This window comes from Bacillus sp. z50 (assembly GCF_058313585.1).
On sequence record NZ_JBZFQL010000001.1, the window covers coordinates 1033714 to 1056663 of the forward strand.

At 37.8% G+C, this 22950-nt stretch carries 24 protein-coding genes; 11 read left to right on the top strand and 13 right to left on the bottom strand.

Features of this window, described 5'->3' with window-relative positions; translation table 11 throughout:
* Positions 1-252: 252 nt before the first annotated feature.
* The 4 genes from AC4G3N_RS04920 to AC4G3N_RS04935 all read right to left on the bottom strand — a co-directional run bounded on the left by AC4G3N_RS04920 (position 253) and on the right by AC4G3N_RS04935 (position 5017).
* Positions 253-2337, bottom strand: a complete 2085-nt coding sequence (locus AC4G3N_RS04920) for a peptidoglycan D,D-transpeptidase FtsI family protein (RefSeq protein ID WP_254654710.1) — start codon at positions 2335-2337, stop codon at positions 253-255.
* A gap of 93 nt (positions 2338-2430) precedes the next feature.
* A complete protein-coding gene (locus tag AC4G3N_RS04925) occupies positions 2431-3639 on the bottom strand; it encodes an MFS transporter (protein ID WP_066105141.1) in 1209 nt (402 codons plus the stop codon).
* A 162-nt stretch (positions 3640-3801) separates the two neighbouring features.
* On the bottom strand, positions 3802-4410 hold the full coding sequence (locus AC4G3N_RS04930; RefSeq protein WP_140462014.1) for a superoxide dismutase: 609 nt from the start codon (positions 4408-4410) through the stop codon (positions 3802-3804).
* A 124-nt stretch (positions 4411-4534) separates the two neighbouring features.
* Positions 4535-5017, bottom strand: coding sequence for a DUF456 domain-containing protein (locus AC4G3N_RS04935; RefSeq protein ID WP_066105145.1), 483 nt, complete (start codon positions 5015-5017; stop codon positions 4535-4537).
* A gap of 145 nt (positions 5018-5162) precedes the next feature.
* Between AC4G3N_RS04935 and AC4G3N_RS04940 the strand changes: the two genes are divergently transcribed.
* The 3 genes from AC4G3N_RS04940 (at position 5163) to ispG (ending at position 7657) form a co-directional block, all read left to right on the top strand.
* The gene (locus tag AC4G3N_RS04940) at positions 5163-5954 is read left to right on the top strand and encodes a DUF1189 domain-containing protein (RefSeq protein WP_491089835.1); all 792 of its coding nucleotides are present in this window, start codon (positions 5163-5165) and stop codon (positions 5952-5954) included.
* Positions 5955-6133: 179 nt separating this feature from the next.
* The gene (locus AC4G3N_RS04945; RefSeq protein ID WP_066105152.1) at positions 6134-6427 is read left to right on the top strand and encodes a hypothetical protein; all 294 of its coding nucleotides are present in this window, start codon (positions 6134-6136) and stop codon (positions 6425-6427) included.
* A gap of 114 nt (positions 6428-6541) precedes the next feature.
* On the top strand, positions 6542-7657 hold the full coding sequence (gene ispG / locus AC4G3N_RS04950) for a flavodoxin-dependent (E)-4-hydroxy-3-methylbut-2-enyl-diphosphate synthase (RefSeq protein WP_139892578.1): 1116 nt from the start codon (positions 6542-6544) through the stop codon (positions 7655-7657).
* Between the two features lie 226 nt (positions 7658-7883).
* Here the strand turns inward: ispG and AC4G3N_RS04955 are convergent, their stop codons facing one another.
* Positions 7884-8255, bottom strand: coding sequence for a DUF308 domain-containing protein (locus tag AC4G3N_RS04955; RefSeq protein ID WP_066105160.1), 372 nt, complete (start codon positions 8253-8255; stop codon positions 7884-7886).
* Positions 8256-8408: 153 nt separating this feature from the next.
* Between AC4G3N_RS04955 and AC4G3N_RS04960 the strand changes: the two genes are divergently transcribed.
* Complete coding sequence (locus AC4G3N_RS04960; RefSeq protein ID WP_140462012.1) at positions 8409-8987, top strand: 5' nucleotidase, NT5C type; 579 nt, start codon at positions 8409-8411, stop codon at positions 8985-8987.
* A gap of 39 nt (positions 8988-9026) precedes the next feature.
* On the opposite strand, the gene AC4G3N_RS04965 is transcribed toward AC4G3N_RS04960, so the two are convergent.
* The 3 genes from AC4G3N_RS04965 to AC4G3N_RS04975 are packed head-to-tail and all read right to left on the bottom strand — an operon-like array spanning position 9027 to position 11080.
* A complete protein-coding gene (locus AC4G3N_RS04965) occupies positions 9027-9461 on the bottom strand; it encodes a Fur family transcriptional regulator (RefSeq protein ID WP_066105166.1) in 435 nt (144 codons plus the stop codon).
* Positions 9462-9475: 14 nt separating this feature from the next.
* Positions 9476-10309, bottom strand: coding sequence for a metal ABC transporter permease (locus AC4G3N_RS04970; protein WP_066105169.1), 834 nt, complete (start codon positions 10307-10309; stop codon positions 9476-9478).
* A 15-nt stretch (positions 10310-10324) separates the two neighbouring features.
* Positions 10325-11080: a metal ABC transporter ATP-binding protein gene (locus AC4G3N_RS04975; protein ID WP_140462011.1), complete on the bottom strand. Its 756-nt coding sequence runs from the start codon at positions 11078-11080 to the stop codon at positions 10325-10327.
* Between the two features lie 147 nt (positions 11081-11227).
* Here AC4G3N_RS04975 and AC4G3N_RS04980 point away from each other — a divergent pair, with 147 nt between their 5' ends.
* On the top strand, positions 11228-11485 hold the full coding sequence (locus tag AC4G3N_RS04980; RefSeq protein ID WP_148630167.1) for a DUF2624 family protein: 258 nt from the start codon (positions 11228-11230) through the stop codon (positions 11483-11485).
* A gap of 37 nt (positions 11486-11522) precedes the next feature.
* Here AC4G3N_RS04980 and AC4G3N_RS04985 read toward each other — a convergent pair whose 3' ends face one another.
* Positions 11523-12419 carry a deoxyribonuclease IV gene (locus AC4G3N_RS04985; protein WP_148630169.1) on the bottom strand — a complete coding sequence of 299 codons (897 nt, stop codon included), beginning with the start codon at positions 12417-12419 and terminating at the stop codon, positions 11523-11525.
* 14 nt (positions 12420-12433) lie between these two features.
* Positions 12434-13729 (bottom strand): DEAD/DEAH box helicase, encoded by a 1296-nt coding sequence (locus AC4G3N_RS04990; protein WP_225983608.1) that lies wholly within the window; start codon positions 13727-13729, stop codon positions 12434-12436.
* Between the two features lie 210 nt (positions 13730-13939).
* On the opposite strand from AC4G3N_RS04990, the gene vrrA reads away from it, so the two are divergent.
* Together vrrA and AC4G3N_RS05000 are read left to right on the top strand one after the other, a co-directional pair.
* Positions 13940-14548: a VrrA/YqfQ family protein gene (gene vrrA, locus AC4G3N_RS04995; RefSeq protein WP_139892582.1), complete on the top strand. Its 609-nt coding sequence runs from the start codon at positions 13940-13942 to the stop codon at positions 14546-14548.
* Between the two features lie 148 nt (positions 14549-14696).
* Entirely contained in the window at positions 14697-15638 is a 942-nt protein-coding gene (locus AC4G3N_RS05000) for a 4-hydroxy-3-methylbut-2-enyl diphosphate reductase (RefSeq protein ID WP_066105183.1), read from the top strand.
* A 606-nt stretch (positions 15639-16244) separates the two neighbouring features.
* On the opposite strand, the gene AC4G3N_RS05005 is transcribed toward AC4G3N_RS05000, so the two are convergent.
* Together AC4G3N_RS05005 and AC4G3N_RS05010 are read right to left on the bottom strand one after the other, a co-directional pair.
* Entirely contained in the window at positions 16245-17366 is a 1122-nt protein-coding gene (locus AC4G3N_RS05005; protein WP_491089837.1) for a Nif3-like dinuclear metal center hexameric protein, read from the bottom strand.
* On the bottom strand, positions 17366-18073 hold the full coding sequence (locus tag AC4G3N_RS05010) for a tRNA (adenine(22)-N(1))-methyltransferase (RefSeq protein ID WP_066105189.1): 708 nt from the start codon (positions 18071-18073) through the stop codon (positions 17366-17368). Before AC4G3N_RS05010 ends, AC4G3N_RS05005 begins: the two co-directional genes overlap by 1 nt.
* A gap of 201 nt (positions 18074-18274) precedes the next feature.
* Between AC4G3N_RS05010 and AC4G3N_RS05015 the strand changes: the two genes are divergently transcribed.
* The 3 genes from AC4G3N_RS05015 to AC4G3N_RS05025 are packed head-to-tail and all read left to right on the top strand — an operon-like array spanning position 18275 to position 20987.
* A complete protein-coding gene (locus AC4G3N_RS05015) occupies positions 18275-19078 on the top strand; it encodes a GDSL-type esterase/lipase family protein (RefSeq protein ID WP_066105191.1) in 804 nt (267 codons plus the stop codon).
* A 3-nt stretch (positions 19079-19081) separates the two neighbouring features.
* Positions 19082-20002, top strand: a complete 921-nt coding sequence (locus AC4G3N_RS05020; protein ID WP_066105192.1) for an ABC transporter ATP-binding protein — start codon at positions 19082-19084, stop codon at positions 20000-20002.
* Entirely contained in the window at positions 19995-20987 is a 993-nt protein-coding gene (locus tag AC4G3N_RS05025) for an ABC transporter permease (protein WP_066105195.1), read from the top strand. The genes AC4G3N_RS05020 and AC4G3N_RS05025 overlap by 8 nt, the downstream gene beginning before the upstream one ends.
* A gap of 134 nt (positions 20988-21121) precedes the next feature.
* Here AC4G3N_RS05025 and cccA read toward each other — a convergent pair whose 3' ends face one another.
* A complete protein-coding gene (gene cccA / locus AC4G3N_RS05030) occupies positions 21122-21478 on the bottom strand; it encodes a cytochrome c550 (RefSeq protein WP_066105198.1) in 357 nt (118 codons plus the stop codon).
* 408 nt (positions 21479-21886) lie between these two features.
* On the opposite strand from cccA, the gene AC4G3N_RS05035 reads away from it, so the two are divergent.
* On the top strand, positions 21887-22915 hold the full coding sequence (locus tag AC4G3N_RS05035; protein WP_148629618.1) for an IS1595 family transposase: 1029 nt from the start codon (positions 21887-21889) through the stop codon (positions 22913-22915).
* The last annotated feature ends 35 nt before the right edge of the window (positions 22916-22950 follow it).

The window sequence follows — 22950 nt, forward strand, 5'->3', positions numbered from 1 at the left end:
ATTTGTAATTTTTAATTTTCACCCTTTACATTTTCTATAGTAAAGATAAAGTTTAAATACTGTGTTAAAGAATTGTAAACGTAGTGTAAAAAATCAAAAGTTTATTGTAAAGATGACTGCAAAATCCTAGAAACCGCACTATTTATTTGTAATAATAATCCAAAAGAATGATACTTACCTAAATTATGCTGGCAGTAAATAAAAAAAGGTCTGCCCCATAAATCAAGGCAGACCCAATTTTCTATTAATCTTTTATTTTTGTTTAGCTCGTTCTTCTTTTAATTCATAATATTTTTCATAAACTTCTTTTGCGATTTCGAGGTTCATTTTATGTCCTGACGAATTTTGGTAAGCCCATGGTACTACTACACTCATGGCAATTTCCGGGTTATCGGCAGGAGCATAGGTAACAAAGGTTATATTATAGGTTTCTGGCTGTACAGTACCCTTTTCCCATTTAGGTCCATCATAAAAGGCTTCCGCTGTACCTGTTTTACCTGCTGGTTTATAGTCAGCATTTCCAAAATAAGAGTAGGCGGTTCCTCCGGTGGATTGGGTAACTTGTCTAAATCCTTCCTGGACACGTTCAATCCATTCAGTTTTCATTGGAAGAGTATTCATCACTTCTGTTTTAACCTCTTTAATAACCGGTCCAAGCGTATTATCTTCATCATCATCCACTGGCTCACGGACTTGTTTTAAAACATGCGGTTTTATACGGTTACCTCCATTTGCAATGGTAGAAACATATTGAGCCAACTGCAATGGAGTATACGTATCGTATTGGCCAATGGAAAAGTCCATTAATAATCCGGCACCCTGCGAGGATCCTTTATAGCCGATTTGTTCACCAGGTAAGTCTATACCTGTTTTAACACCTAAGCCAAATTGACTGTAATAATTCCTCATTGTGCTGAATGCTGAGTTATTAACTTTCAGAGAGCCTCCCGGAACATAGTTTCCTTTACCAAGAGCAATCGCTGTTTTAAACATGTAGACATTGGAGGATACTTTCAGTGCTTCAATGTCACTAATATTCCCAAAATTCTTCCATGATTTTTTAATTGGCGTAGCTTTAATCTTCATTGGTCCATCATAAATGACTTGTCCAGGTTTTATTGCACCGGTCTGGTATCCCGTTAAAATAGTTGCTCCTTTAACTGAAGAGCCCATGGCATAGGATGAAGTAAAAGTTCCCAATGCCATATCATTCATTTGCATTTTTCCATTATCATCGGCTGCATATTGTTTACCAGCCAGAGTTAGGAGTTCACCAGTATTAGGATTCGTTACAACAACAAAAGCACGATCGAGATATTTTGTATTCCCGCTTGCTTTCTTTTCCTTCAATTGCTTTTCAATAATTTCTTCTGTGGCTATTTGAAGATCCATATCAACTGTTAATACAAGATCCTTACCTCTTTGTCCTTCAGAAATAACCTCCGTGCTGACAATATCGCCGGATGTATTAGTTACATTTCTAATTTTCTCCTGTTGACCGCGTAATAAATCTTCATATTGCTGTTCTAAGTAGGAGGTTCCAACTCTATCATTTCGACTGTAGCCCCGAGCTAAATAATAACTTGTTTTATCAGAGGGCAATCCTTCGCTGGCACTTGATACTTTACCTAAAACAGATTTAAGCGTATCGCCATACGCATATTTACGTTCCCAATCTGTTGTTGTATCAACGCCTGGAAGAGATTCAATCTGCTCATTAACTCTCGCTACCTCTTCATATGTCGTTCCTTTATTTTTCACAATTTGCGGAGTTAAATAGTAACCGGCAATAAACTTGCTATAGATCGCCAGCACTTCCAACTCACTTTGACTGTAATCTATTTCTTTTTCAGTAATTCGCTCAAGCTGTAATTTGTATATATCATCATCTGTCAGCTTTCCATCACTTAATTGCTGATATTCTTTTTCTGTTACTTTCTTTTTAGCAGCTTCTGGGTTATTTAAAATCCAAAAGTCTTTCATATCCCTTTCACGAACTTTATCAGTATCAACCTCAATTAGCTTGGAAAGTTTTTCAGCAGTTTCAAGCATCTCTTTGCTTGAGGTTTTTTGTGTACGTGTGTAAGTTATCGCATATAAAGGTTGATTATCAACGATGATTTTTCCATTTCGATCATATATTTTTCCCCTCGGCACAGAATTGCTCACAGTTACATCCTCTGTCCGCTCTATTTCACGCTTATAGTCATCTCCATATACAATCTGAACAATTCCTAAACGGAGTATTAATGCAGAAAACATTACAAATACTGCAAAAAACAGTAGATTCAGGCGAACAGGTACATGTTTTTTCTTTTTCTTTTTTCTGACTTTCACTGTCCCCATCCCTTCTAATACACATTTCTTATCATTTTATTATCAATTTTTAAAGATTAACAGAAGTAAAAGATTCCAGCAACTTTTAGTTTCTTACATCTTGATGTCTTTTACAAAATAATAAACAAACAGATGTCCGGACCCTAATAATAATAGCAATATTTTGATGCCGGTACTCTCCGGCAAAATTTTAATGAACAATATAAACATAAGAATCGATGCGGCTCTTCCCATATTTAAAAATAATTCCCGGATTACCACATATTCGATACGATGTTCCCCCGCTTCCCAGGATCGTCCTATTACATCATACGTGACAGACATATAGGGGACAAGCAATAAGGGATAAGCTACTGCAAGAATAGACGCATATGTAAGCAGTTTAGTGAATGACACTTGATATATCAGAAAAAAGATTGAACCATAAAGGAAAATGGCCCCCACCAGCATCGACCATTTTCGGTAACGAACCTTTATATATCTGCTGACTAAAAAATAAGCAATAAATGATACTCCTGAACTAATTAATCCATATGTACCTAAAGCCATTTCGCTACCCGTTTCGACAAATACAAAAACGGAAACAACAAAGAGAAACGTCCCTTCCCTTAGCCCCTGCGAAAAATTAGCATACGTAATTCTTCTCCAATCTTTATTATTTTTTCTTTCATCAAGAATACGCTTCAGCATATACTTCCCATTAGCTGCTCTGCTTTTTAATAAGAAACTGACAAGTACTGCCACGATAAACAAACACAGGGAAACTCCAAAAATGAACAGATAACCATTGTTATCAGTCAAAACCGTAATAATATATCCCGCAAAAAAAGGACCAATCATTCCGCCGATAGACCCAGTTATCCCTTGGAGCCCATTAAATGTATCTCTAGTTTCAGGTTCGGTAATTTCGAATGTCATGAGATTATATGCAAGCCAATAGAATCCATATCCTATTCCAAGTAAACCACCAATCAGAACAAGATAAAGGTGAGAGGTAGAACTGAATGTCAGGACCGCTATATAAAATGCAGCTAAAAACAAGATTCCAATCCTCAGTACAATAATACGATCTATGCGTTTAGCCAATTTCCCAGCTAAAATAAAGGTAACTCCCTGTAGGATTACAACGGACAGATTATAAATCCCCAGATTGATCAATGCCTCAGACTGTTTCCATAAATAGATATTGACAAAAGTATTGGAAAGAGCCGTACTCAATGAATAAAGTGCTCCAATTAACAAAAGGATATAAAGTTCTTTATTTGTTTTTATTTTATTGACAAATTGATTATCCATTTTCATAAAAACTCCCCTTCACTTCCGGTTAGTTTTCCTGTAGATAATCCTCTTATGTAGAATTAAATCATTTGGTATTTGTTAACAGCACAATCCTTTATTTTTTGCACAAAAAAAGATACAGGAAACGAATCGGATTCATTTCCTGTACCCACACTTATTATACGATTATTTTGCTGCTGCGTAGCGCTTAGAAACTTCATCCCAATTTACAACATTCCAGAAAGAATTAATGTATTCAGGACGACGGTTTTGGTAGTTTAAGTAGTATGCATGCTCCCAAACATCAAGACCTAGGATTGGTGTTTTACCTTCCATTAATGGAGAATCCTGATTAGCAGTGCTGGAAAGTTCTAACTCACCATCTTTAACAGTAAGCCAAGCCCAACCGGAACCAAAACGAGTTGTAGCAGCTTTCGCAAACTCTTCTTTAAAGTTTTCAAAGCTTCCAAATTTAGCTGTTAGTGCATCAGCTAATTCACCTTCTGGTTGTCCGCCCCCATTAGGAGATAGAATATTCCAGAATAATGTGTGGTTAGCATGTCCACCGCCATTGTTTCTAACAGCAGTACGAATGCTTTCAGGTACAGAGTCGATGTCAGCTAAAAGATCTTCCAAGCTTTTTGCTGCCAATGTTTCCTGTCCTTCTAAAGCATTGTTTAAGTTAGTCACATACGTGTTATGATGTTTTGTGTGATGAATATTCATTGTTTCTTTGTCGATATGAGGCTCCAACGCATCATACTCATACGGTAATTGTGGTAAAGAATAAGTCATAATTCTCTCCTCCTAATAATTGTAAGAATAAGTACTTTCGGGCAATTCTGTAAGTTCGTGTGTTACGAAAGTCTTTATCTTTAGATTAGCAATTGAAACCGTTTATTTCAACCTTTATGCCTTATCAAAGCACTCGGATAAAGAAATACACAATCATAATGGTCTGAATGATAAATTTGGTTATCACACTGCCGACAAATCCAACGACAGAACCCATACCAATTTTCACTGCATTTTTTAGCGACTGTTTATGTACCAACAATTCAGCTATGACTGCACCTAAAAACGGCCCCAGTATAATACCAAGAAAAGGAATAACAAACGGTCCAATCAGCAATCCTATCGTACTACCCCAAACACCTGCTTTTGAACCCCCAAATTTCTTAACACCAAAAAGATTAACCAAATAATCTGCACCAAACAAAAGTAAAACAAACATTCCCTGTACAATCCAAAAAAACCACGAAAACGGTTCAAATGAAAAGAATACCCCATATAAAAGCATTCCACCTACTATAAATAGAACGCTTGGAATAATAGGATATATCAATCCTACAAACCCAATAATAAATACCAGCCAAATAATAAGCCAATTCATCCAATCCATCTTCGACACTCCTCTCAAATACCCTAATTCAATACACACTTAACACTTTTTCGATTTGTTTCGCTATAATAAGCAGAACTTTCTTGTCTTATCGACATAAGCCAGATAGAATAAAGAATGAATTTAAAAAAAGGTGTTGTAGCCCATGAATATATTCTCACAATTTATTAAAAGTCTATACTCGCCAAAGCATATTGCGTCCTTTCGCTTTCAGGGTATAGGGAAAGCCATCCTCTATGCTTTTTTATTATCTCTAATAACTATTTTACCATCATCGATCTATCTTACAAATGCAATCCTAGATGGGGCAAATCATATGGCAAAAACATTAACAACAGATTTTCCTGAATTTGAAATTAAAGATGGCAGACTTCATTCAGATGAATCATTACCTGTCATTATTAATGATGATGTAGCTACGTTCCATTTTGACAGCACCGGTAGTTTGAATGCAAATGATATCACCAGCCCTACCGGAGTAGACTTTGGAATTCTAAAGGATGAATTTGTCATTGCTGCAGACGGGGAATCACAAACAATTCCTTATTCTATGATACCCGGTCTTGAATTAACCAATGAAAAGGCCAGCGATTATATTAAATCTGCAAAAACATCTTTATACATAATAATCGGTCTATGTATGTTAGTCATGTATCTATTTACAACAGCAATATTCTTCTTGGAGATTACACTTCTAGCCTACCTTACCGGCTTATTTGTAACTTCCATGAACAGAAAAGCTACTTTTGGACAGCAGTGGAGGATAGCCACTTACAGCTTTACATTAGCCGTAACGTTCTTTACGTTTATGAATTTTATTCAGGTTCCTGTAATAGGTGATGTTTATGTCAAATGGTTTATTACACTAATGATGATCTACCTGACTATTAAAGAAATGCCTATTCCAAAAAGTAAACAAAAGACCATACAATCATAAAGTGTAGCCCTTCCGAATTTCTGCGGAAGGGTTTATCTTTAGCCTCTAGTATTAAATGCGGGTCAACATTTCCTCTATTCTATCTAAACGTTAGCTCTAAAAAAATCCTTCAAAATCAATTCTATTATCTCTACTAACTTCATATACTCTAGTAAAAGATGGAGGGAGTGCTAAAAGAGATGAAAAGAATAATCCTGTTTATCGGCTTTTGTATAGTAGCTTACTCGATATATTTTGATATAAGTGTAGGCACCCTTCCTGCCTACTCCTCCGAGAATATGGATAAAATGAATGAAAACTACTATAATATAAAAGTAGAGCCGGGAGATACCGTTCTTTCTATAATAGAGAAAAATGAAGGTACTATCCCAGTACCGATTGATCAAATGATTGAAGACTTTTCTTTATTAAATAACGGAATGAAACCGGAAGAAATAGAAATCGGACAAACTTACCGATTTAAAAATTACTAAAGCCAATTCATAATCAACTTTATTGTTATTTTAGCTAAAACGCTGATACAATAATTTAGAAGATAATATATTTATTGGTATTGAGGCAAACAGCCTAAAAGGAGAGAATGACCAGTGAGTGAACTAATACATCGTACAAAAACCCGCCCCGTAAAAGTGGGACCACTGACTATCGGTGGCAACGATGAAGTTATAATACAAAGTATGACGACAACGAAGACACATGATGTAGAAGCAACAGTCGCGGAAATAAATCGTTTAGAAGAAGCGGGCTGCCAAATTGTACGTGTAGCTTGTCCTGATGAACGGGCTGCTCATGCAATTTCTGAAATAAAAAAACGCATTAATATACCTTTAGTAGTTGATATTCACTTTGACTATCGTCTTGCTTTAATCGCGATTGAAGGCGGAGCTGATAAAATCCGTATTAACCCGGGCAATATTGGCAGACGCGAAAAAGTGGAAGCCGTTGTAAAAGCAGCTAAAGCGAAAGGGATTCCAATTCGTATCGGGGTCAACGCAGGATCTTTAGAACGTAAAATCCTTGAAAAATACGGTTACCCAACTGCAGACGGTATGGTTGAGAGTGCTTTACATCATATAAAAATTCTAGAAGACTTAGACTTCCATGACATCATTGTATCAATGAAAGCATCTGATGTACGCTTGGCAATTGAAGCCTATGAAAAGGCAGCACAGGCCTTTGATTATCCACTTCACCTTGGAATCACAGAATCCGGCACGTTATTTTCAGGAACGATTAAGAGTTCTGCCGGCATAGGTGCCTTATTAAGTAAAGGTATTGGGAATACTTTGCGTATTTCTTTAAGTGCTGATCCGGTTGAAGAAGTCAAAGTAGCCAGAGAGCTGTTAAAAGTATTTGGTTTATCAGCCAATTCCGCTACCTTAATATCATGTCCGACGTGCGGACGTATAGAGATTGATTTAATTTCCATTGCTAACGAAGTGGATGAATATATTCAAAAAATTAAAGCTCCAATTAAAGTGGCGGTATTAGGATGTGCCGTTAACGGACCTGGCGAAGCAAGAGAAGCAGATATCGGCATTGCTGGTGCTCGCGGAGAAGGTCTATTGTTCCGCAAGGGTAAAATCGTTCGTAAAGTACCAGAAGAAATAATGGTTGAGGAACTAAAAAAAGAAATCGATATCCTTGCTGAAGAGTATTACGAAAAACAAAGAATTGAAAAAGAAAAAGCAAGCCTGTCTTAAATTAAGCAGAAGCAATTCAGGTTCGAACCAAAAACTTTAAACTTTATTAAAGGTATGAGAATTTATTCTTTTGCCTAGTATATGTAAACAAAGAACTTCAAAATAATAATTATTTTGAAGTTCTTTGTTTTATATCTGTTATTTATGATTGGAGGGATTGGATAAAAATCCAATCCCTAAACTATTTGAGATTTGAAAGCCCATAAACGATAGCAGGCCTACTGTATTAGAAAAAGGGATATACCAAAAGACCAGCAACAACAGAAAATACACCAATTACTATTGCTGCTATCCCCATCATACGCGATTCAGTTTTCATCGCAAAAATCCCTGCGACAATGCCAATTGTTCCAAAAATCACCGGCATAAAAAATAGAGAGGCAATTGACAAGGCTAACGCCACTATACCAAAGCTGCTAGCTTTAGAAGTGGTCTTATTATTATTTCCTGTTTGACTATGACGTCTGTATTCAGCAGAATCCATAAATTCTGCTCCGGTCTCCTCATGATAATTTAGCTTTTGACACACGACTTCATTTTTAAATTTATCTCTTTTATTTCTTGCATTCCAATGTCTTTTTGAGGCTGACAATAGCATTCCCTACCTTCCTTTATTGAAGCCTTCCTAGTTTGCTCCATAAAAGGCTTACTCATAAGCAGAGATTGTTGCATGAATCTACAAAATTTAGAAAAGCAATTTGTCGCATTTTGATGTAAACTACATACAAACATATTTTGGAGGAAATGCTTCATGTCAAAACCTAAACGTTTTGGAATAGATATTGATGGTACCATCACTACACAGGATTCCATGCTTCCTTATATCAACAAAGCCTTTCGCTTACAATTAACATTAGAGGATATTAACCAATATGAATTTTATCCGTTTGTAAATGTTCCAGAGCATGAATTTGATCTTTGGTTTCAAAAACACGAACCCATCATCTATTCTGAATCACCTATGGCAAAGGATGCCAAACGAGTTTTACAGGAATGGAAAGAAATATATGAACTGTTTTTCATCAGTGCCAGAAATCAAACTTTATTGCCGGTTACAAAGGAGTGGTTCAGTAAAAACGATTTACTGTATCACCACATCGAATTAATCGGTACGCATAATAAAATTTCAACGGTTAAAAAACACGAAATCGATCTTTTCTTTGAGGATAAGCACGATAACGCTGTTGCAATTGCTGAAGAATGTGAAATTCCAGTCATCTTATTTGACGCACCTTATAATCGAATGGCTATCCCAAACAATGTGATCAGGGTGGAAAATTGGGCAGAAGCCTATCAGTGGGTAAACCATTGGACTAAGGAAAATCGGTAATAAAAAGGAGCCACTCTCCAATCGCAGAATGGCTCCTTTCTAGTTACTTTGTTGTATATTCTCCTGCAAACAATCTGGACATCTTCCGTATATTTCAAATTTATGTCCTGAAATATCATATCCTTTAAAATCCTCTGTTATTTTTTCCATTGGACATAACTCTACATTACGAGTTTTTCCGCATTCCATACAAATGAAATGATGATGATGATGATTTCCAACACAAGCAAATCGGAATCTTTTTTCACCAGATAACTCAGTGGTTTCTAGAATCCCTAAGTTTGCATACAAGGATAAATTTCGGTATATCGTGTCATAGCTCATACCTGGGTACGAACTTTTCAATTTTTCAAGGACTTCTTTGGCTGTTAAATAACGATTGCTCTTCGAAAAAAGTTCAAGCATGTCTTCACGCTTCTCAGTGTATTTGTAGCCCTTATCTTTCAAGAGTTGTATTGCTTCTTTAACATCCATCTTCAGATACCTCCTTACGCAGTCATTCTCCATTTCTTGATAAAAATTGTGATTAAAAGAATGATAATTGCCAATACAACGATTGTACCACCCGGAGCAAGATTTAAGTAATAGGATGTGAATAATCCGCCTATTACAGCCAATTCTCCAAACAGAATGGAAATAAAAATGGTTTGTTTAAACCCCTTCGCCACTTTTAAGGCAGCCGCTACCGGTAAAGTCATTAATGAAGAAACAAGCAGGACACCCACAATTCTCATAGAAATGGCAATGACCAAAGCAACGAGCACGATAAAGATAAAGTGAATCGCTTTAGCCGGTATTCCGGAAGTTTTAGCATGCTCCTCATCAAAGGATAAAAGGAATAATTCTTTATATAAGAATATAACAATTGCGATAACAGCAATACTGATTGCCAAAACAATCCATAAGTCTGTCCGACTTACCGCACTGACACTCCCAAATAAATATCCAAATAAATCAGTCGTGAAGCCATTAGCGAGCGAGATAAAAATCGCTCCCAACCCTACTCCTCCGGAAAGAATGATTGGAATGGCAAGTTCCTGATAATGTTTATAGACTGAACGCAGTCGCTCTATAAAAAGCGATCCCGTTACCGAGAAGGCCATCCCCATATATAAAGGGTTGATAGGACCCAGTGCAGGCACTTCCTTACTTAGTAACAAACTGAATGCAATTCCAGTCAGGGTTACATGGCTAAGGGCATCTGCAATTAAGGAGAGTTTTCGAACTACAATAAATACACCCAACAGCGGAGCAATAATACCAATCACAATCCCCGCTAGAAAGGCATTTTGTAGAAATTCATACTGAAACATTGATAACATACTACTTCCTCCAAATTAATGATCATGTGTTAATGTATAAACATCATGGCCATAAAAAGCTGACATATCCTTATCATCTAAATGTTCATATTCACATGTATTCCCGTGAAAATGCAATTGTTTATTTAGACATGCAATATGAGTGACCTTTTCTGTAATGGTACCAGTATCGTGAGTAACCAAAATAAGTGTCAATCCAAGGTTACGGTTTAAATCGTAAAGCAGGTCATAAAAATTAGTAACATTCTTTACATCTACACCAACTGTAGGTTCATCCAGTATTAACATAGCAGGATCGCTGACCAGTGCTCTTGCAATGAATACCCGTTGTTGCTGACCGCCCGATAATTCTCCAATTGGTCTTTTGATGAAATCCTGCATTCCTACTTCTTTGAGCGCTTTCACCACTTTTTGGCGATGAGTTTTATTATAGAAACGAAAAAGTCCTATTTTCTTCGTTAATCCGCTTGCTACAACTTCTTCCACTGTAGCTGGGAAACCACTGTTAAAGGAATTGGCCTTTTGTGATACATAGCCAATTTTCTCCCAATGTTTAAATTTGTTTATTTTCTCACCGAATAAGAAAATTTCTCCTTGCTGTACTTTATTTAATCCAAGCATCAGCTTCAGCAATGTTGATTTGCCAGAACCATTCGGTCCGACAATAGCGAGGAAATCTCCATCCTTGACGGATAAATTAATATCTTCCAGAACGTTTTCTCTCTCATATTTATAAGTAACATGTTCAATTTTAATTAAGTCATTATTCATAATCGGCCACCTGTTAATAAGAATGATTACGATTTATCTCAAGTAGTATACAGGACAATTTCAGTAAAGTAAACACATTTACTTAATATTGTATAATTTAGTTCATTTTTTTCTGTCCTTTTCATATGGTAAACATGGGGTGGTAATTTGAAGCTATTTGAAAGCATTGTTAACTTAAAAATCAATCGTATCACTGCCAGTGAATTGCTTGATTTTGCCGGGCAGAATGGTTTAACTTTAACAAAAACGGAAGCTGAGGAAATAACCAAACTAATCCGGGGGAAATCCGTTAATATTTTTGATCAGACTGAACGAAAACAGCTTTTAAAAAATATCGAGAAAATTACTGGTGCTGAGAAAGCGCAGAGAATCGAGAAAATATTCTATAGCATGACCGGAATTTAAAAAGGAAGCAGTACATCTGTACTGCTTCCCCTTCTCTTTATACCGTTTGTCCAAGCATGGAAGCTTGAAAATCTACCCAAGCTCCATCTCTTAGCATATCAATTTCATGTTTATACGGTGCTTTTTTGTTTGTTTTATCCGTACCCACAAATGGAGTCTCCAATATTTTTGGTACAGAGCTTAATTGTGGATGATGGACAATGTAATGAAGAGGCTGAAAACCAATCTTTCCATACCCGATATTTTCATGTCGGTCTTTTCTCATTCCACATTCATTTTTACTGTCATTAATATGCAGCACTTTAATACGATCTGCACCGACAGTTTTATCAAAATGATTTAAAACGCCATCAAAATCATTCACAATATCATAACCCGCATCATGCGTATGACAAGTATCAAAGCAAACACTCAGCTTATCATTGTGTGTAACTCCATCGATAATCATCGCTAATTCTTCAAAGCTTCTTCCACACTCTGAGCCCTTGCCGGCCATCGTTTCTAATGCGATTTGGACTTTTTGATCAGGGGTAATGACTTCATTTAATCCCTCGATGATCTTTTTAATACCTACTTCTGAACCTTCTCCGACATGAGCACCTGGATGCAATACAATTTGGTAGGCCCCCAGAGCTTCCGTCCGTTCGATTTCCGAACGAAGAAAATCAACACCCAATTGGAAAGTAGCGGGATTTACTGCGTTACCGATATTGATAATATAAGGAGCATGGACAACGATATCGCTCATTCCATTTTCCTCCATATGCAATAGGCCTGCTGCAATATTTAAATCCTCGATTTTCTTTCTTCTTGTGTTTTGAGGAGCGCCTGTATAAATCATAAATGTATTGGCACCATAAGAAGCTGCTTCTTCACTTGCGCCTAAAAGCATTTTCTTTCCGCTCATGGAAACATGTGATCCAATTTTAAGCATCCATTTGCCCCCTTTTATCTTTTCTTTAAGCGTCTTTCTCTCTTTTTGATTTTTTCTACTTCTGCTTTAACTTTCTTTTTATAGCCAGGCTTTACTTTACGTAAATGCTTAGAGAATTTACCATAATTCTTTACCTCACCGGCTGCTTTAGGTGAATTTTTACGTTTTTTACGCTTATTGCGGTCATCAATTTCAACCCATTCACCTTTTACTACGTCACGGTTGCTGAATGTTACACCCATGGATTCGAGTTTATTCAGAGCTTGATCATCCTTCTCTTCATAAAGGGTAACAGCGACTCCGGACATACCTGCGCGCGCTGTACGGCCACAGCGATGGATATAGAAATCCAAGTCCTGAGGAAGTTCATAGTTAATCACATGACTTACACCTTCAATATCAATACCTCTTGCTGCTAGGTCTGTCGCTACAACATATTGATATTTAAGAGCATTAATCTCTTTCATAACCCTTTTTCTTTCTCTTGCCGGTAAGTTACCGTGTAGTCTTCCTACCTGCAATCCCTTTTCAAGGAGGGCATCTGCCAGCTCATCTGCGTTTTGCTTTGTGTTAGCAAAAATAAGCACAAGGAAAGGATTTTGAAGTTCAATAATTGACTTAACCAATTGAACCTTGTCTCGGTGTCTAACAGGAACGAGAATGTGCTCCAATTTTTCTACAGACACTTTTGTCGGATCCACATGGATATGTTTCGGATTGTTCATATACTTTTTCAAGAATGGCTGTAGCTTTTCTGGAATTGTCGCAGAAAATACTAGCATTTGCAGCTTAGGAGCCATCCTTGAAGCGATTTTATCCACATCTTCCATAAATCCTAAATCAATCATTAAATCAGCTTCATCAACTACTAAAATATCGGCAGAAAAAACACTCAACGCATTTTCTTCCGATAAATCTTTAATACGACCAGGTGTACCGATCACAAGCTGTGGTTGAACGGTGAGCTTGTCAATTGAACGTTGTTTATCTGTTCCACCTACATAGCTTTTTATATGAATTTGTTTATCTTCAGGAAATTTCTCATTCAAAGAAACAGCAGCTTTATAAATTTGGGCCGCTAATTCTCTCGTCGGTGCCGTAATTACAGCCTGTACTTCCATCTTTTCCTGATTGATTTTAGCCATGATCGGCAATAGAAAAGAATGGGTTTTTCCAGTGCCAGTTTGTGACTGCCCTATAATACTCTTACCGCTAAATACAGCTGGAATGACTCTTTCCTGTATGATTGTCGGCTCCTTAAATCCTACCTTCTCAACAGCTTCCAATACATATTCGGGTAACTTAAACATTTTAAATGAACTCATTTTTTACCAACTTTCTGACATGCTTACAAGCTTTTTAGCAACTATCCTTCTCATATTACCTTATGTGAAGGACTAATAACAAGTTTTTGTAGATTAAAAGCCTATTCTTTCATATATTCGCACTTTACCGTCCCTAACTGACATATTCTATTATGGGAACTTAAGTAAAATATTGAATAGAAAGGAGGGTTAAATATGCCGCCTATGAGACCACCCATTTTCGGCCCGCCACGAGGACCAGGCTTTATCAGAGGTTCTGCCCCACCACAATTTAATACAAGAGGATTATTCGGTCCACCTATGCCAAGGAGAGGAATTCCTTTTGGAGCAGCAAGTGCTCCCAAGCAAGGAGGAGGATTTCTGGCTTCTTTGTTTGGCAGAGGAGGAGGTTCCGGCTTGGCACAGGGTGCCGGTACAGCTGCTAAAGCTGCCGGAGGAGGTTCCACTTTAACAAATTTTATGAACAGTACGCAAAAGGTGTTAGCAGCAGGGGAACGTGTGGTACCAATGGTTCGCCAAGTTCAGCAATATGGACCTTTAATTAAAAATTTACCATCCATGTGGAAAATTTATCGGGGATTAAATGCAACTACAGCAGAAGATCAAGAAGAAGCTATCGATCAGGTCGACTCAAACATTTTGGAGTCATCCAACCATATAGAATCTTCAGCTTCTCTTAAAAGCTCTAAAAAGGAAAAGAATGAATCTAGCGAAATAGACTATTCACACGAGCTTCCTGGAAGCACAATAATAAAATCGAAACCTCAAAATGTGAAACCATCCCTGCCAAAGCTTTTCATCTAACTATACAGCGCCCCTAAAAGGAGCGCTTTTCTACATATGCAATATCTCCCGAAGGATTTCTTTTTGTAAGTTTTTAATCACTCGCTTATAATATAAGAAACACTCCATCTGTCAAACAGACATGGAGCAAGGAGGTTTTTTTGAATTAATGAAAGTAGTTAAAATTTCCCCAAGAGGATATTGTTACGGCGTTGTTGATGCGATGGTTATCGCCAGAAATGCCGCTTTAGATAAAACTTTGCCACGCCCTATTTATATTCTGGGTATGATTGTTCATAATCAGCATGTAACGGAAGCGTTTGAACAAGATGGGATTATCACCCTCGACGGCAAAGACCGTAAAGAAATAATCGAGAAGGTTGATTCCGGCACTGTCATCTTTACTGCTCACGGTATCTCACCTGAAGTAAGAGAAATTGCCAAACAAAAGGGGCTTGTAACGATTGACGCAACCTGTCCGGATGTAACAGCAACTCATAATTTAATTGAAGCAAAAGAAAAAGAAGGATATGATATCATTTATATCGGTAAGAAAGGCCACCCTGAACCTGAAGGCGCCGTTGGTGTAGCCCCGGATATCGTCCATCTCGTTGAGTCCAAACAAGATATTGATGACCTCACAATTGAAAACGAGAAAATCATTGTGACCAACCAAACAACTATGAGTCAGTGGGATGTTGCCGACTTAATAGATGAAGTTAAGAAAAAATATCCTGCAGCAGAAATTCATAAAGAAATTTGCATGGCTACTCAAGTCCGTCAGGAAGCTGTTGCTGAGCAAGCAAAAGACCTTGACGTTCTTATTGTAGTTGGAGATCCTAAGAGTAATAACTCAAACAGATTGGCACAGGTATCGGAAGAAATCGCCCATACAAAAGCCTATCGAATTGCTGATGTCAGCGAGTTGGAAATAGAATGGATTAAAGATGCTCAAGTAGTTGGTGTAACAGCTGGAGCATCCACACCAACACCTATTACCAAAGAAGTCATTACATTCTTGGAACAGTTCGACCCGGCTGATTCATCGACATGGAAAACGGAAAAGAAAGTACCTCTTTCCAAAATATTACCTAAAGTGAAAGTGAAATAATGCAATAGCTACAAAGAAAAAAGGACCCAGGGGTCCTTTTTTCTTTTTATTACTCTATCTTCAGGCCTTAACCGCTCGAGTCATCATAAGACAGGACGTTTTGGTCACAAAGACGTGGCCACACAACGTGGCGTTCTTAGTCTTTGTTCCTCAACCAATCGTCTCAACTTTTTAGTCAATCCAGCTTCGACGGCTAGAAGCTCAGGACATAAGCATGACCTCTACAGGAGGAAAGAACACCTCCTTCCGAGCCCCTGTCTTATGCTCCTCGCGGGCCTACAGGATGTAGGTCATGAAGACGTTGCCACAGGACGTGGCGCTTTTAGTCTTCGTTCCTTTTACAGCCCTTCAGCCTTTTATGTAATCCAGCTTCAGGGCCTAACCGCTCGAGTCATAAGTGTAGCTGCTGCGGGAGAAAAAAGCGTTCTCCCTACGCACCTCCTCTTATGCTTGTCGCGGCTGAGCAAGGCCCTTCAGCCTTTTATGTAATCCAGCTTCGACGGCTAGAAGCTCAGGACATAAGCATGACCTCTACAGGAGGAAAGAACACCTCCTTCCGAGCCCCTGTCTTATGCTCCTCGCTTCTGGGCAAGCCGCCTCAGCTTTTTAGATTACCTGGAATGGGTTTGTGTCTATTTGAGATGCTATGAATTCTATTTCATAGCCGGAGTTTTTGCATAGGGATGTCATTTTTTTAGCGACGCCCTGTTTCATAATTTTTTCAACATTATGGCCAGGGTCAATGATATTCATGCCTTCTTGTTTAAAATCAACGGCTGTATGGTAATAAATATCTCCAGTAATAAATACGTCAGCACCAGCAAATTGAGCTGTTCTTACAAATTTATCACCGTCTCCACCTAAAACAGCTACCTTCTTCACTATCGCGTCCAGATTCCCGATTACACGAACAGAAGTTACATCCAGTGCCTGTTTGACATGCTCTGCATATTCTCTTAAAGACATAGCCTCTGAGATAGCACCTACTCGACCTAAACCAAATTCCTTACCTGACTCGTTTTCAAGAACATACAAATCGTAAGCGACTTCTTCGTAAGGATGAGCTTTGAGCATTGCTTTTACGACTTTGTTTGTAATAGATTCCGGAACAATTACTTCTATTTTTACTTCTTCTACGTGTTCAAACTCGCCAGAAGACCCAATATACGGATCTGCCTCTTGATTTGGCTTAAATCTACCCGTGCCTGATAGGGTAAAACTGCAATGACTGTAATTGCCCAAATTGCCTGCACCAGCTTTTCCTAATGCTTCACGCACTTCAGTTTCAGCTGAAGTAGGCGTATATACGGCTAATTTGTAAAGTTTTTCTCGATGGGTAACCTTCAAAACAGAAGTATTCTCTAGTCCCAATGCATCAGCAAGCATATCATTGACCCCGCCCTCCGCGATGTCAAGATTCGTATGCGCTGCATACAGAGCAATATCATTTTTAATTAATTTTTCAATCGTTCTCCCTGCAGGCTGATCAGGGATGATTTTTTTTAATGGCCGAAAAATTAACGGGTGATGTGCAATTATTAAATCTACACCTTGATTTACAGCTTCATCAACCACTTCTTCCGTTACATCCAATGCCACAATAACTTTCTTTACTTTTTTAGCAAGACTACCTACCTGCAATCCAATTGGATCTCCATCCTCAGCTAAATATTTGGGAGAAAAGCTTTCAAAAAGCTGGATGACTTCATAACCATTCGGTGTTTTCATTATTGAAGCGCCTCCTCTACCAACTCTATGGATTTTTGGATTTCTTCTTTCTTTTCCTGAGTCCGTTCGTTTTCACTGGACTCTATTTGTTTCAAAATCTTATTCCAATGCTTTAACTCCATTGTCCACTTTTTCATAAAGATAGGATTCTTTTCTTTCAATAAAAATGGCCCCATTAATTCTGCTGCTTCAAAAGGTAATTCTCGATAAGACTTCAATGGCTCTCCTTTTTCCGCTACTAAAATTTCATATATTTTTTCGTCCTCTTCCAGGATTTCTTCCGCTTTCAATTCCCAACCCTCGGCAATCAGCCATTTCCGGATAAACTGAGCACCAATATTGGGTTGAAGAATTAAGGTCTCCCGTCCTGATAGTTTAGATTTTCCGTTTTCTAAAATACTCGTTATTAAAGACCCACCCATACCGCATATTGTAATGGATGTTACTTCTCCATGAGATATGACTTCCAGCCCATTTCCTTTACGAACGGATATAGAGTCTTCTAGCTTAGATTCCCTCACCTGGCTTAACGCAGATTGAAACGGACCTTCCACTACTTCTCCTGCAATAGCTTTTTGCACGATGCCTTCTTTAACTGCATAGCAAGGCAAATAAGCATGGTCAGATCCAATATCAGCCAAAACACTGCCCTTTGGCACATAGGAGGTTACTCGCGTTAATCTTTTTGATAATTTATCTACATTCATTACTTCATACTCCACTCTTAATAGGAATTCATTTATTTCTTTAGTATAAGAAAACTCATCCCCTATTGCAAAGGACTTTCTTCAGAACATATTTTTCAGCCAAAATATTCCTCCTTGTTTCAATATTTTGGTTTAATAGAGATAGGAACGTGAAAACTGAAACTATATCAACATCCAAACTATAGTAAAGCAGGTGCGTAAATGAGAAAAAGGTGGGTAACCGGTACAATCCTTATCATTAGTTTACTGACAACGTTTCTATTACTCGTTGGCTTTATTCAGGGTACCAGGGCAGTTATAAACCCTAAGGAGATTAATCAGTATAAAACGGTAAAAGAGAAAGAGCCGCTTACTAAAAAAGACACCACAAAATTGTCTATTGTTGCTCTTGGCGATTCTTTAACTCGAGGTGTTGGCGATGATAGCGGAGATGGATATGTAAAAAGATTAAGCACCAAATTAACAGAGGACTATAATCAGAAGATTAGCTTGTCCAACCTCTCAATCAGCGGAGCTAAAACAACCGATTTACTAACCCTTCTTGATACTTCAGGCACCAAGCATACTCTTAAGAATGCTGATTTAATAGTTATGACAATTGGAGGAAATGATCTCTTTCCCGGTGTCGAAACATTAACAACCAACCTCGCTGAATATATACCAGATACAAATACTTTTGTTAATAACAGCAAGAAAATTATCGAGATAATCCGGTCAAATAATGCGGATGCACCTATCTATTGGATCAGCCTGTACAATCCCTTTGAAGAATTCAAGGAATTAGGGGACACGTCTAAGTTTGTTATTGACTGGAATCACCAGCTGCAAACATTAGCTACCCAATACCCCGAATTACATATCATTCCGGTATTTGACTTATTTCAGGGTCAAGGAAAAAACTTTTTGTACACGGATCATTTTCATCCAAATAAAAAAGGCTACGAGGCTATATCAGAACGATTAATCCAGTCCATCGCAAGCCAACAACAGTTGGGAGGGGATTGATTAATGAGTCAATCTGTATTAAAAGTAGATCATTTAACCAAAGTCATTAAGGGAAATCACCTTGTTGAAGATATCAGCTTTGAAGTGAAGCATGGAGAAGTTTTTGGTTTTTTAGGGCCTAACGGTGCAGGTAAGACAACTACCATCCGAATGCTGGTCGGTTTAATTAAACCAACAAAAGGAACCATTACAATTGCTGGTTACAACCTGCGAACATCATTTAAGCAAGCCATGCGCCAGGTAGGCTCGATTGTAGAAAACCCCGAGCTCTATACGTATCTGACAGGCTGGGAAAATCTCAAACAGTTTGCCCGGATGCTCGGAGATGTCCCGGATAACAGAATCGAGGATATTATAAGGCAGGTAAATCTTGAAAGCAGAATACACGACAAAGTTAAAACTTATTCTCTTGGGATGAAGCAACGCCTTGGAATTGCCCAAGCGTTACTAGGAAATCCGCAATTATTAATATTAGATGAACCTACTAATGGCCTTGATCCATCGGGAATACGGGAATTACGTGAATTTGTCCGTTATTTAGTTGAAACAGAAGGTATCAGCGTATTTATATCCAGTCACTTATTAAGTGAAATCCAATTAATGTGTGACCGGGTAGCCATTATCAATAAAGGAAAAATGATTACCGTTTCTACGGTTAAGGATTTACTTGATCATTCCAGAGACAGGGTCGAGTGGAAGGTCACTCCTATAAGAGAAGCATATGACCTATTGAAAACAAAAGAAAACATACAAGATCTACAAATAAAAGATAATCTGCTGATTTGCAGTTTACAATCGGATTTAATCAGTACATACAATCGATTATTGATTGAAAATGGGATTAACGTACATTCTGTTTATGAAAAGACATTAACCTTAGAGGATCTATTTATGGAGCTGACAGGGGGAATCAATCATGATTGAGTTCGGTAAACTCGTATTTAACGAAGCAGAAAAAATAATTAAAAAGCGGCGTATTGCGGTTATCATCCTAATCCTGTTAGTTCTGATTCCAATTTTCCTTTATGCTCAAAACCAACAGACAAAAGAAACTGAGAAACGGATGGGTACAGATGACTGGCGCGTTGTTCTTCAGCAGAGAATTGTCGAAGGTCAGAACCGCCTTAGCAGTACCGGGATATCAGAAGAGTGGAAACATTATTTAAGCATTCAGGTTAAACAGCAACAATACTATTTGGAGCATGATATTAATCCAAGCTCTCCGGGTGCTCCAACATTTGTAAGGGAGTTCCTAAAGCAGGGAATCGGCATGTTTATACCTTTACTCGTGATGATAGTGGCGATTGATATAATCAGCGGAGAGCGCAGTGACGGCACAATAAAATTATTGCTAACCCGACCTGTGAAAAGGTGGAAGATTCTTTTAAGCAAATATGTGACACTGCTCCTATTTATTTCATTAATTGTTTTAATTGTTATAGCTATGGCTTATTTGTTAGCTGGAATATTCTTTAATTTTTCGGGCTGGAAATTACCGATAGCGACAGGGTTCGAATATGCTAATGGCAACTTGATTACTGATTCCATCCGGCTCATTCCACAGTGGCAATATATTTTAATGTCAGCAGGACTCGTTTGGTATGTCAGCGTTATCGTAGGTACAATCGCTCTTATGGTCTCTATACTGATTCGTAACACGCCTGGTGGTATGGGGGTTATGTTTGCTTCCCTTATTGCAGGCGCTATTTTAAAAGGATTTGCAACGGCCTGGGATGGGGCAAAATATATTTACAGTGTGAATATGGAATTAATCGACTATCTATCAGGTAGTATGCCCATGGTTGATGGAATGACTTTACCTTTCTCCTTGTCCATTTTAGCAATATGGGGACTTGGCGCCCTGCTTGTTTCCTTTATTGTATTTACCCGACAGGATATGCTTAGCTAATGTAAAGAACTTTCCACTTAAGCAAGCTTATTCTCAAATAACAGAAAAAGACAAAAACAGGCTAAGGAAAACGAAATCGTTTCCTTAACCTGTTTTTAAAATAGGGAACCTCTTTTAGAGTCCCGCTCGTATACTTATTTTAAGCCAGCTATAAACTCAACCATATCGTCAACTTTGTCTTCTGGGACAAGTCCGCCAGGCATCATGCCTTTACCATTTACGATACGATCTTTAATAAGCTCTTTATCCGTAACCCCAGTTAGCTTCGGACCTGCTCCACCTTCATAATTACCGCCATGACAAGATAAGCATTGTGCTTTATAAATGTCTTCAGGTTTATCAGCACTTGCTGTTTCTTCTGTTTTTCCACCTTCTTCTTTCTCCTTGGCCATTTTATCAGCATCCCCAAGGCCCTTAATGGATAAGAAAAAGACTAGTGTAAGACCAATCACCATAATTAAAATGTATGGCATAAATGCATTGTTTTTCATAGTAGTTCCCCTCCCCTATGTAAATACTAATTAACCATCAACTTACATTTACCCTTCTTTATTTTACTGTAAAAACCAATTTTGGAAAAGTTATAACTTGCATTTTCTTCAAAGTTTTCCATAGTTTCTACAATTCAAATCAATTTTCGGGATAACATTCCCAGTCAATGACATGGTATTTCTCTATATTCCACCCCACTGAAAACTCTTTACATACACTCCCCTAAGCCAGTTTATTGATTTCAAACAACATTAATATGTACTGATAAACCGAACCACTCGAGGTCAAAATGAATAGGTCTACTTTATTACAATAAAGGCTCTGTTAAAGGTAAATGTTGATATTTGAAACCTTACCGAAAAGTTTGTATAATTACCATTAGAACAAACATTCGGGAGGCGACAAGGTTGAGCAAAGCGTTCAGTAATCTATTAAAACATATCGGCAATTTGTCACATACAGAAAAAGAACGAGTGTTTCAATGGGTAAAACGCTACGTTGAACCTTCTTCCTCTGTCGGTGGTCGCCTAATCAATGAAATGCGAGAAACTCGTTTTAAAGAAGGCTTTCAATGCCCTCATTGTGCATCTGAACATATTGTTCGATTTGGAAAACACAATGGTCGTCAACGCTATCGTTGCAAGTGTTGTAGTAAAACATTTACTGATACAACAAACACTGTTCTATATCGTACTCGTAAAGGTGATGAATGGATTACGTTTGTTGACTGTATGTTTAAAGGCTATTCTCTGCGAAAATCTGCCGAAATTGTAGGGGTTACTTGGGTTACACTTTTTTATTGGAGACACAAATTGTTAAGTGCATTAAAACAATTGGATTTTGAGCAATTCGAAGGTATTGTCGAAGTTGACGAGACCTATTTCCTATACTCTCAAAAAGGACAACGTGGCATTACAGAACGAAAACCTCGTAAGCGAGGTGGCAAATCTAAGCATAGAGGAATAAGCCACGAACAAGTTTGTGTTCTTGTCGCAAGAGACCGCACCAAAGCAACTGTATCAAAAGTAGCTTGTATGGGGCGTGTTGTTAAAACCAAGGTAGAAAATATGATAGGTTCTAAACTGACACCGAATAATGTACTTGTTACAGACGCTTGGAGAGCCTACAAAACCTATGCTAAAGAGAAAGGAATTGAACATTACAGAATTAAATCAAACGATGGTAAGCACGTTATCAAGGGCTTGTATCACATTCAAAATGTAAATGGTCTCCATTCTCGTATGAAACAATGGATAGACCGATTTAAAGGTGTGGCTACAAAGTATTTAGATAACTACCTTGCGTGGTTCTTGTTTGTAGATAGCAGGAGTAACGAAAGCACAAAACACAACATTAAAGAGTTCTTACTCACATCATTTGTATTTGAAATGACTGATACTTATGATAGTTTACGTTTATCAAAATTCAGAGCTTAGTTTCTTCTCTATTTTGAAAAACCTGTTTATTTAGC